The organism is Bradyrhizobium sp. (assembly GCF_035935975.1).
Taxonomy (GTDB): Bacteria; Pseudomonadota; Alphaproteobacteria; order Rhizobiales; family Xanthobacteraceae; genus Bradyrhizobium.
On the sequence record NZ_DASYWN010000052.1, the window covers coordinates 427,008 to 437,424 of the forward strand.

General features: G+C 63.7%; 11 protein-coding genes. 4 read left to right on the forward strand and 7 right to left on the reverse strand.

The genetic code is table 11. From position 1 onward, the window contains the following. From flgB to motA, 7 genes are all read right to left on the reverse strand, one after another. A complete protein-coding gene (flgB, locus tag VGR99_RS32735) occupies positions 1–381 on the reverse strand; it encodes a flagellar basal body rod protein FlgB (protein WP_326904064.1) in 381 nt (126 codons plus the stop codon). Between the two features lie 86 nt (positions 382–467). Then, complete coding sequence (gene flhB, locus VGR99_RS32740) at positions 468–1,553, reverse strand: flagellar biosynthesis protein FlhB (RefSeq protein ID WP_326904065.1); 1,086 nt, start codon at positions 1,551–1,553, stop codon at positions 468–470. Positions 1,554–1,566: 13 nt separating this feature from the next. Then, on the reverse strand, positions 1,567–2,607 hold the full coding sequence (locus VGR99_RS32745) for a flagellar motor switch protein FliG (RefSeq protein WP_326904066.1): 1,041 nt from the start codon (positions 2,605–2,607) through the stop codon (positions 1,567–1,569). 2 nt (positions 2,608–2,609) lie between these two features. Next, positions 2,610–2,990, reverse strand: coding sequence for a flagellar motor switch protein FliN (gene fliN, locus VGR99_RS32750; RefSeq protein WP_326904067.1), 381 nt, complete (start codon positions 2,988–2,990; stop codon positions 2,610–2,612). Between the two features lie 67 nt (positions 2,991–3,057). Further along, the gene (locus VGR99_RS32755) at positions 3,058–3,372 is read right to left on the reverse strand and encodes a hypothetical protein (protein ID WP_326904068.1); all 315 of its coding nucleotides are present in this window, start codon (positions 3,370–3,372) and stop codon (positions 3,058–3,060) included. Next, entirely contained in the window at positions 3,353–4,294 is a 942-nt protein-coding gene (locus VGR99_RS32760; RefSeq protein WP_326904069.1) for a flagellar motor switch protein FliM, read from the reverse strand. The genes VGR99_RS32755 and VGR99_RS32760 overlap by 20 nt, the downstream gene beginning before the upstream one ends. Next, on the reverse strand, positions 4,291–5,184 hold the full coding sequence (motA, locus tag VGR99_RS32765; protein WP_326904070.1) for a flagellar motor stator protein MotA: 894 nt from the start codon (positions 5,182–5,184) through the stop codon (positions 4,291–4,293). Before motA ends, VGR99_RS32760 begins: the two co-directional genes overlap by 4 nt. Positions 5,185–5,346: 162 nt before the next feature. Between motA and VGR99_RS32770 the strand changes: the two genes are divergently transcribed. The 4 genes from VGR99_RS32770 (at position 5,347) to VGR99_RS32785 (ending at position 9,842) form a co-directional block, all read left to right on the forward strand. Beyond that, positions 5,347–6,135, forward strand: coding sequence for a DUF1217 domain-containing protein (locus VGR99_RS32770; RefSeq protein ID WP_326904091.1), 789 nt, complete (start codon positions 5,347–5,349; stop codon positions 6,133–6,135). 3 nt (positions 6,136–6,138) lie between these two features. Further along, on the forward strand, positions 6,139–6,867 hold the full coding sequence (gene flgF / locus VGR99_RS32775; protein WP_326904071.1) for a flagellar basal-body rod protein FlgF: 729 nt from the start codon (positions 6,139–6,141) through the stop codon (positions 6,865–6,867). Between the two features lie 49 nt (positions 6,868–6,916). Continuing rightward, positions 6,917–8,242: a flagellar protein export ATPase FliI gene (gene fliI, locus VGR99_RS32780; RefSeq protein WP_326904072.1), complete on the forward strand. Its 1,326-nt coding sequence runs from the start codon at positions 6,917–6,919 to the stop codon at positions 8,240–8,242. 952 nt (positions 8,243–9,194) lie between these two features. Then, a complete protein-coding gene (locus VGR99_RS32785) occupies positions 9,195–9,842 on the forward strand; it encodes a MarR family winged helix-turn-helix transcriptional regulator (RefSeq protein WP_326904073.1) in 648 nt (215 codons plus the stop codon). Positions 9,843–10,417 lie beyond the last annotated feature (575 nt).

The following is a 10,417-nucleotide window of genomic DNA, read 5'->3' on the forward strand; positions in this document are numbered from 1 at the left end:
TCAGGTCTTCGCGCTCTGCAGGACCATGCGGTGGAACGACCGCACGATTGCCGAGTTCATCGAGTAGTCGCGATTGACGTCGCTACCCTTGATCATTTCCTGCTCGAGGCTGACCGAGTTGCCGGAGTGAACCACGTCCCAGCTATCCTTCTTGGCAGTCGCGCGCGTGTCGCTCTCGACCGCAGCCAGCTGCATGTGCGACGGCGATGTCGTTGCAAGCCGCACCGGCACTGTGTCGAGCACCTTGTTGAACGGCTCAACATCGCGCGCCTTGAAGCCGGGCGTATTGGCGTTGGCGACGTTGGTCGCGATGGTCGACTGGCGGAGCTCCAGGTATCGCGCCTGCGACGATGCGAGTTCGAAGAGATAAAGCGGTCCCACGACGGCCCCATTATGGATTCATTGGAAAGAACCCTAGGGCGTTAAGCTTTCGTCAAGCTGTTGGGCCAAGCACCATCCTCGGAAATCTACTGAACCTTCTCGGGCCGCGGCGCCTGCTTCGACTGCAGGAAGTAGATGATCTCGGCGACGGGACGGAAGAACTCGGCCGGAATCACCTGATCGACCTGAACGGCCTCGTAGAGCGCGCGCGCCAGCGCCTTGTTCTCGATCACCGGAATTCGGTTCTGCTCGGCAACTTCGCGGATCTTCAGGGCGATCACGTCCATGCCCTTGGCCACCACGAGCGGCGCCGGATTTTCCTCGCGCTTGTAGCGCAGCGCGATCGCGAAGTGCGTCGGATTCGCAATCACCAGCGTCGCGCGCGCGGCGGAGGCGATCATGCGCTGGCGCGAACGATCACGCGCGAGCGAGCGCAGGCGCGCCTTGACCAGCGGATCGCCTTCGGCCTGCTTGTGCTCGTCCTTGATTTCCTGCTTGGTCATGCGCAGCTGACGCCGCCAATGGAAGCGCGCCCAGGCGAGATCGATCGCAACGAGGACGATGGTGGCGATGCAGATCGCCGAGACGATCCGCATCGCGATATTGAGAATCATCTCGGGAAGCGCGACCGGATCGGTGTACATCGCCTCGAATGCCCTCGCCTCCGACGAGCGCAGCACGACGACGACGACGGCCGACACCGAGCCGAGCTTGAACAGCGACTTGGCGAATTCAACGAGGCCCTGCGTTCCGAACAACTTGCTCCAGCCACTGATCGGGGAGATTCGCGAGAGATCCGGCATAATGCGCTGCAGCACCACGCTCGGCGCATTTTGCAGCAGCGAGGCGGCAAGCCCGAACGTCATCAGGATGACGACCGGCGGCACCAGGAAACGCAGCGCCTCGAGTCCCACGACGGTGAGCAGGTTCTGAACGTCCGCGCCGTTGTTGAGCGGGAAGCCCTCGGGGTCGTCGAGCAGGCCCCTCAGCGTCGGCACCAATTGCTGCACGCCCTGGCTGACCAGGAACGCCAGGATGATCATCAGTGCGGCCATCGAGGCGAAGATGGATACCTCCCGAGAGACCGGAATGTTGCCCTGATCGAGCGCATCGCGGACTTTCTTCTCGGTCGGCTCTTCTGTTTTGCTCTCCTGATCGGATGATTCTGCCATGCCCGTTCAGCGGTCAGCGGAAGACCAGCTCATCCTCCTGGTCGGGGTTGAGCTCGATTTCACCCTTCTCCGCGAGATCGAGTGCGAGGTCGGTAATGACGCGGCGCGCCTCCAGCACGTCGCGCTGGTTCGACGGCTCGCCGCTCGCGAGCTCGTGCTCGACGACGCGACGGACGCGCGAGGCGACCGACGACAGGATCGTTTCGCGGAAATGCTTGTCGGTGCCCTTGAGCGCGACGACGATGCGATCGGTCGGCACCTGATCGAAGATCATGGTGCGCGCCTTCGGCGTCAGGTGGATCACGTCGTCGAAGGTGAACAGCAGCTCCTTCAGCACTTCGGCCGACTTCGGCCGCTTTTCCGACAGGCTCTTCAGCATGTCCTCGATATGGCCGCGCTCCATCTTGTTGATGATGTCGGCGACGCGGGCGTAGGTGTCGGCGCCGAGGTTGCGCGCGAAGTTCAGCGTCAGGTCTTCGTGCAAGGTCTTTTCGAGGACCTTCAAGGCGTCGTCGACGATCGGCTTGAGGCTGAGCACGCGCCGCATCAGCTCGTTGCGCAGGCTCGACGGCAACTGGCTCATCACCTTGGCGGCGCAGGACGGCTTGACCTTGGACAGGATCAGCGCCGCGGTCTGCGGATGCTCCTTGGAGAGGTAAGTCGCCAGCGAGTTTTCCGACACCGACGAGACGCGATCCCAGACCGACCGGCTCGAATTGCCGAGCAGATCCGTCATGATCGCGGTGACCTGGTCGGCGGGGAGCACGTCGCCGAGCACGGCTTCAAGGCCACCGATGGTGCCGAGGATGTTGGCGCCCATCGAGAATTGCTGCGCAAATTCCTCGACGATCGCCTCGAGTTCCTGCGCAGTGATCGGCCGCAGCTCAGCCGCGGCCTTGGTGACGATGCGAATATCCTGCGGCTCGAACTGCGCGAGCACGCTCGCGGCGGCCTGCCGGCCCATGGCCAGCAGAAGTGCTGCGACCTTTTCCGTCCCACCCAGCGCGGCAACGCCTCGCTGTTTGATGGGAGCGATGCCGACCTGTGCAGCCATTGTCAGGAATCACCCTGCCCCAGCGGTCCGACGATCTCGGTGAGCGAGACGCCGAAGCGGGAATTGTCCTCTTCGACGACGACCACTTCGCCGCGAGCGACGATGCGGCCATTGACGACGACGTCGACCGGCTCGCCGACCCTGTGATCGAGCGGAACCACCGCGCCGCGCCCGAGCTTCATCAGGTTCGCCACCGGGATGGTCGCCGATCCGAGCACCACCTGCATGGTGACGGGAATGCGCATGATGGCATCGACATTGGCGAACTTGCCGGTCTCCTCCGCCGTGCGCGCGGCAATCTCGGCAAGCCGCTCCAGCGGAGACGTCTCGGTCTCTTCCGATGCAGATGCAGATGCAGTCTCATAATCGAAGGATTGCGCCATGTGGTATCGCCTCTTGGTATTTCCACTCCCGGAGCGCCACGGCGCTCCGATCGTAATTGTTCGGGCTTCAATGCTTGTTCACGTCGGCGCCACCGGCGGTCGCGGCGGATCCGAGCCCACTCCTGGCGTCGAGCGCTGCGATCGCCTCGTGGGCCTGGTCGATCTTCGTCGTGAGCACGTTGGCGAGCCGCCCGAGATTTGCGGTCGAATCGTGCGCCGCGCTGATGACTGTGTCGAAGGCACCCGCCGTCTCGTGGACGATGGTCGAGAATTCGCCCTGGTAGCTGCGCAGGCGCGCCAGCTCCCGATGCATCTTGGTCACCCGCATGCTGGTGAAGGCCAGCGCAATCAGCAGCACGGCATCAACGAGATAGGATATCATCGACGAACTCCCGCTTCTGGTCGACGGGATCGGCCACCTGCATGGCGTAATAGCCATCAAGCTGGCCGATCTGACACCAGAACAGCACCTGATTGTTGCTCTCAAGACGGGCCAGGGTGCGCGGCGTGGCCTCGAGCTCCAGGACCTGCCCCACCTTGAATTTCACGACGTCCTCGAGGGTAATCATCTTCTCGTCGAGCACCGCGCTCAGCGTAACCTCGGTGCGCTGAACCTCGCTCTCCATCTGCTCGCGCCAGCGCGGATCGGTCGCCCGGCCGTCGCTGACGACGACGTGAGCGAGCTTCTGCCGCAGCGGGTTCAGCGCAGAATGCGGAATGATCAGGAACATCTGGCCGCCGCGATAGAGCGCCTGCACCATCATGTTCGCGCAGATCGACATGTTGCTGGCGCGCCCGATCGCCAGCGACGCCATCGCCGTCTCGACCCGTTCGACCCGGAAGGTGACGTTGGACGTGCCGGCGAAGGCACCCTGCAGCGCCTTGGCGAACCGCTCGAACAGCGCCTGGACCAGCCGGATCTCGATGTTCGAGAAGGTGCGCTCGACATCGAGCGGCGGTTCGGCGCCGTCGGAACCGAACATCGCCTCGACCATCGTGAACACGAAGTCACGATCCAGCATGATGATGACGCGGGAGTCCCACTGCTCGGCATAGAGCACGGCGGCGACCGCGTTGCCCTCGTAGTCCTTGATGATGTCGCCGAGCGGGTCGTTGGTGATGCCGTTGACCGAGAAGTAGCACGGCGTTCCCGCCATCGGCTGCAGGCTGTCGGTGCACGATGCCGCCATGCGATCGAAGATCACATTGAGCATCGGCATGCGCTCGATGGAAATACCCGCCGCGTCGAGCAGGTAGTTCGGCAGCTGCTTCCGCTGATCGATTTCGACGTCTTCCATCGTCATGCGCGGGCAGCCTTCGGTTCAGCGTCGGGCACGGCCTTGGGGCCCGCGATCGTCTCGTTCTCGACGACGTCGATCGAGGGACGCTCGTTGCTCGCGATCATCTTGCGGCCGTGCTCGACCGCGATCTGCGGCATCGCGCCGTTCATGAAAGCCAGCAGCGTCTGCTTGACGATGATGTAAGGCCGGCACTTCTTCTCGCGCGTCATCTTGATCTTGATCGCGAAGGGCGAAATGATGCCGTAGGACAGGAAGATGCCGGCGAAGGTGCCGACCAGGGCCGCGCCGATGAAGCCGCCCAGCAGCTTCGGCGACTGGTCGAGCGCGCCCATCGCCTTGATGACGCCGAGCACCGCCGCCACGATGCCGAGCGCCGGCAGCGCCTCGGATACCGTCACCAGCGAATGGTAGGGCGCCAGCTTGCTCTTCACGATGGTGTGGATTTCCTCGTCCATCAGCGCTTCGATCTCGTGCGTGCGCGCATTGCCCATGATGATGAGACGGACATAGTCGCAGATGAACTGGAGCAGCGAGGGGTCGCCGAGCACGCTCGGGAACGCCTTGAAGATCTCGGAGGACGAGGGATCGTCGATATGCGCTTCAACCTCGTTGCGGCCCTTGCCCCGCAGCTCGCGCATCAGGGCGTGCAGGGCCCCGAGCAGGTCGAGATAATAGCGCTGGCCCGGCACCGCGCCGGTGATGGCCTGCATGCAGGCGACCCCGGTGTCGACGACCGTCTTCCACGGGTTGGCCACGATGAAGGTGCCGACCGCCGTGCCCATGATGATCACGAATTCCCAAGGCTGCATGAGCACGGCCAGATGCCCGCCCATGGCGGCAAATCCGCCCAGCAGCGCCGCCACCGTGATGAAAATCCCCACGAAACTGAGCAACGCGCCACTCCATCGCCGATCCCACCCGAAATATTTAGTCGGCGAGCCTTGCGCGAAGCTGGCTTCCCATACCGCCAGCCTCCTCCCCTACCGCCAGCCTCACGCAAGCAATTCGCGGCAGCTTGGGACCGTGTCGCAAGGGCGGCGAGAAGGGCACGAGTGATGCTATCCACGATCGCGGACTACACCAGACTGACCACCAATATGAGCAAGTCGCTCACGCAGGTCGCGACCGAGCCCGATGTCAGCCGCGACACCGACTACTTTCTCAGCCATATCGGCAACGTCAAGACGATCGACGACTTCCTCGGTGACTATCGCCTCTACTCCTATGCGATGAAGGCCTATGGCCTCAGCGACATGACCTACGCCAAGGCGTTCATGCGCAAGGTGCTGACCGAGGGGGTCTCGGACCAGGACAGCTTCGCCAACAAGCTCTCCGACACCCGCTACCGTCAGTTCGCCACCGCTTTCAATTTCGCCGCTCTCGGCGACCAGGCCACCTCGACCACCGCAGCAACGACCGACACGGCGACCCAATACGTCACCCAGACGATGGAGGAGAACGCCGGCGACCAGAACGAGGGCCTGCGGCTGGCGCTCTATTTCACCCGCAAGGCGTCCACGATCACGACCGGCTACCAGATCCTCGCCGACAAGGCGCTGACCCAGGTGGTTCAGACCGCCATGGGCTGGTCGTCGACGATCAGCTCGTCCGACATCGACGCCCAGGCCAAGATGATCACGGATGCGATCGACCTCACCGACTTCCAGGACCCGGCCAAGGTCACCAAATTCGTGCAGCGCTTCGCCGCGATGTGGGATGCGACCCAGGCCCAGAGCGACACCTCGACCAACCCCGCGCTGGTGCTGATCGCCGGGGCGTCGACGTCGGTTACCCTGGATAGCGACATGCTCACCACGCTTCAGAACATCCGGTTCAACAGGTAAATCATGCAATCGGCTCTTTATGTCGGCTTGTCGGCGCAGGTTGCGCTCGAGAAGCGCCTCCAGACGATCGCCAACAACGTCGCCAACGTCAACACGGCGGGCTTCCGCACCGACGTGGTGAAGTTCGAGACCGTGCTGTCCAAGGCCGGCGCCAACCCGGTCGCGTTCTCCTCGCCCGGCGACAACATCATCTCGCGCGAGCAGGGCAGCATCACCGAGAGCGGCAACCCGCTCGACGTCGCCGTGGTCGGCAACGGCTGGATCGCCTTCGCAGGTCCGAACGGCACGGTCTATACCCGTGACGGCCGGCTCCAGCTCGCCGCCAATGGCGACCTGCAGACCGTGTCGGGCTTCCCCGTCGTCGATGCCGGCGGCGCCCAGATCACGCTGGACCCGAACGGCGGGCCGGTCGCGATCTCGCGCAGCGGCGCGATCACCCAGGACAACAACGAGATCGGCACCATCGGCCTGTTCAGCATTCCCGCCGACGCCAATCTCGAGCGTTACGGCAATTCCGGCGTGACGCCCGACCGCCCTGCGACCGCCATCGCCGACTTCCAGCACGACGGCTTCAAGCAGGGCTATGTCGAGGGCTCCGGCGCCAATCCGATGATGGAGTTGACGAAGCTGATCGCGGCTTCGCGTGCGTTCGACGGCACCAATTCGATGATCGAGGGCACCGAGAGCTCGCTCCAGAATGCAATCCGGACGCTGGGCGAGCCGGGCAAGTAGACTTGCAAGTAGACTGCGCCCCCGCGCGCATTGAAGGTGGACGGTTTCCTTGAACGCTCTTCGGCAACTCGAGTGGGCGCTGCTGGAGCTTCAGCAGAGCACACCCCTCGCCAGCGTCAGCGGCGCGATCTCCGAGATCGCGCCGACGCATTTCCGTGTCTCCGGCCTGTCGCGTTTCGTCAGGCTCGGTGAACTGATCGGCGTCAACTCCGGCGGCAAGCCGCAAATCGGCGAGGTGGTGCGGATCGACAGCGAAGGCATCGTCGCAAAGCCGTTCGACCGGCAGTTCGGCGCCGGCCTCGGCTCGGTCGCCTACCGGATGCCGCCTCTGTCCTTTGCGCCCGATCCGAGCTGGAAGGGCCGCGTCATCAACGCGCTCGGTGCCCCCCTGGACGGACAGGGTCCGCTCACGCCCGGATCGGTCGCCGTCTCGGCGGAGGCCGAGGCGCCGTCGGCCATGAAGCGCGCGCGCGTCCACAAGCCGCTGCGCACCGGCGTCCGCGTGATCGACCTGTTCGCCCCGATCTGCGCCGGCCAGCGCGTCGGCATTTTTGCCGGCTCCGGCGTCGGCAAGTCGACGCTGCTCGCCATGCTCGCCCGCAGCCAGGGTTTTGACACTGTCGTGCTGGCGCTCGTCGGCGAGCGCGGCCGCGAAGTGCGCGAATTCATCGAGGACGTGCTCGGCGCCAACCGCAATCGCGCCATCACCGTCGTATCGACGGGCGATGAAAGCCCGATGATGCGGCGGCTGGCGCCGAAGACCGCCATGGCGGTCGCCGAATATTTCCGCGACCGGGGCGAATCGGTCCTGCTCGTGGTCGATTCCATCACCCGTTTCGCCCACGCCGCCCGCGAGGTCGCACTCGCCGCCGGCGAGCCCGCGGTCGCGCGCGGCTACGCGCCTACGGTTTTTACGGACCTGCCGCGCCTTCTGGAGCGCGCCGGCCCCGGCGAGGAAGGGTCCGGTTCGATTACCGGCATCTTCTCCGTGCTGGTCGACGGCGACGATCACAACGAGCCGATCGCCGACACGATCCGCGGCACGCTCGACGGCCATATCGTGCTTTCCAGGCACATCGCCGACCAGGCGCGCTATCCGGCCGTGGACGTTCTGGCCTCGGTCTCCCGTCTCGCCCACAATGTCTGGGACCCCGAGGAGCGCGAATTGGTGAGCAAGCTGCGCACCATGATCGCCAAATACGAGGACACGCGCGACCTCCGCCTGATGGGCGGATACCAGCAGGGACGCGATTCGGGCCTTGACCAGGCGATCGACATGGTCCCGAGAATCTACAGCGCCATGCGACAAGACGCCTCGGCTGCGCCGAGCGCCGATCCCTTCCGCGAGCTGCGGGACATGCTCAGGGGCGAGTAGCGCCAATCCGCTCCGATGACGTCGGAGCGCGGTTCCGAATTTCGGGTTTCACGGGCTTTCGGGTTTCACGGGCTTTTGCGCGAGCCCGTGTCGGCTCTGCTCGAAAACACTCCGGCAAACTACGCATTGCCCGCCCACGATCTCGCCCTGCTCGTTATTTCGACAGTCGATCGCGCATTCCGCCGCGCTTCCGGCAGACGCGCACGCATCGCGCGCCGCAACTTTCCGTCTCGAGCGTCTCAACCATTCGGATGAGATTCGGTCGGCCGCGACGCAAGCGGCCGGCCTGCCGATTTGGCCTTCGCGATCGCAACAACCGCTGCGTGTATTCCCTACGAGTTCCCTCGGTGATTCTCCGGCAAATCGCGCAAGTTGTGGATGACTCATCCACGCAGGCCGCCTTGTCGTGCACAAGCTTCCATCAATTTGCATCAACGGCGGACAGCAACATGCAGTGCAATTAAACCGTCGTATAGTTGCGTGCATGGTGCTTGCGGGACAGCGTATTGCGTTCACTAACATGTGTCCCGGAGAACGAGATTGTCTTGAACGTTACATTCGCCTGAAGCGACATCCAGTCGGCGAGAGCGTCTCTACTTGATTTTGTTGAGAAGCTCATTCATCGTTTCGGCGGAATATAAGAAACGTCTGCTTGTGACTTGAACTTAGGGGCTGCGGTTGAACAATTCCGATCTCTCGTCCGCTGGTGGCGGCAACTCGGGTTTACGTTCGACGGCATCGCGGTTGGCATACCATCGGCGGCATAGCGTCTCGCGTCGGCGCCCATCAGTCCAAGTCGGCAACCTCGCAGTCCAAGCTTTCGCGCAAGAGCCCGGCACGATGTGCTCGTCGGACGAATGTGCGGATCGGGCTTCGCGCGACGGGTTTGCGTGGCATGGCGGAACGCGGCTTCGGGACGCCGCAAACGAAGTCCTGGGGGCGAGGTAATTCCATGCCGTTGGCACGAGAAGCCGTCGAGCTGCTGGTCCAGGCGGCGCGGGCTTGGTATTTCGAAGGCAATCAGCATGGATTGCGCGATCGAGAATGGATGGCGCTGCGCTTTCTCGGCCGCGCCAACAGGTTTTCGCGCACGCCCTCCGCGCTCGCCGGCTTCATCGGCGCCACGCGGGCGACGGCTTCGCAGATCGTGAAGACGCTCGAGGCCAAGTCCTTCCTGGTGCGCAAGCCCTCGCACGAGGACAAGCGCTCCGTCGTGCTCCATGTCACGGCGCAGGGCGAGAAGTGCCTGAACCAGCACGATCCGATCAATCACGTGGTGAACGCCGTCACGTCGCTCGGGACTGACGAGTGCCTCAGGCTGCGCGACTCGTTGCGTGAGATCCTCAACCATCTCGACGCGGCCCATCAGCGGCTCGACGCCAGCATCTGCCGGGACTGCATGTTTCTGGCCGAACGCGGCCCCGCCATCGGGCCTGCTGCCGGCAAGGGACGCACAAGTGCCGAGTTCATGTGCCGCCTGTATCGCGCACCGGTTTCGCTCGAGGAAACCGAGTTGCTCTGCACCAGTTTCGAGCGCACCCGCGACCGCCCGAAGATCGAGGAGCATCTCGATCGCGCGCGCGTGGCGAGCCAGGGATAAGGCTGGGCTGCGCAGCTTGATCGCGCGCGAAACATTCGCATGATTGTTGTGGCGCAGGCTTGCGTAAAATTTCGCGGCGATGCGCATCTTTAGCGAGAATGGGTTTGCAATAGCGCTGAGATGACGGTGACGGATAGTCATCCGTAGTTTCCGCATCGTCGTCATTGCGAGGAGCGAAGCGACGAAGCAATCCAGAATCCCTCCGCGGAACGACTCTGGATTGCTTCCGCCTTCGCCAAAGGCTTCGGCGGACAAGTCGCTGCGCTCGCAATGACAGAGTGTGTGGCAGCAGCGCAGGTCTCGGACATGCACTCGTAGGATGGGTAGAGCGAAGCGAAACCCATCGCGCATCCTCCTCGCGGAAACATGATGGGTTTCGCTTTGCTCTACCCATCCTCCGGCCTCGCAGACACGCCTTCGCGTTCTCGCGGCTCAATTCACCCGAGCTTTGTTTGATCTCTTCACCCTCTTTCCCAGGAGGGCGCAGGGAAGGCCGGGTGCCGGCTGGCACCCACGGTCCGCTGTGCGACAGCACACGCAGAAGAACTGCACAGCGGCATACAGGTGAAGCCGCA

Excerpts from the sequence above, each read along its gene's own strand:
- flhB (WP_326904065.1), bottom strand. The coding sequence starts at position 1,553 with ATGGCAGAATCATCCGATCAGGAGAGCAAAACAGAAGAGCCGACCGAG.
- VGR99_RS32745 (WP_326904066.1), bottom strand. The coding sequence starts at position 2,607 with ATGGCTGCACAGGTCGGCATCGCTCCCATCAAACAGCGAGGCGTTGCC.
- fliN (WP_326904067.1), bottom strand. The coding sequence starts at position 2,990 with ATGGCGCAATCCTTCGATTATGAGACTGCATCTGCATCTGCATCGGAA.
- VGR99_RS32755 (WP_326904068.1), bottom strand. The coding sequence starts at position 3,372 with ATGATATCCTATCTCGTTGATGCCGTGCTGCTGATTGCGCTGGCCTTC.
- VGR99_RS32760 (WP_326904069.1), bottom strand. The coding sequence starts at position 4,294 with ATGACGATGGAAGACGTCGAAATCGATCAGCGGAAGCAGCTGCCGAAC.
- VGR99_RS32770 (WP_326904091.1), top strand. The coding sequence starts at position 5,347 with ATGCTATCCACGATCGCGGACTACACCAGACTGACCACCAATATGAGC.
- flgF (WP_326904071.1), top strand. The coding sequence starts at position 6,139 with ATGCAATCGGCTCTTTATGTCGGCTTGTCGGCGCAGGTTGCGCTCGAG.
- VGR99_RS32785 (WP_326904073.1), top strand. The coding sequence starts at position 9,195 with ATGCCGTTGGCACGAGAAGCCGTCGAGCTGCTGGTCCAGGCGGCGCGG.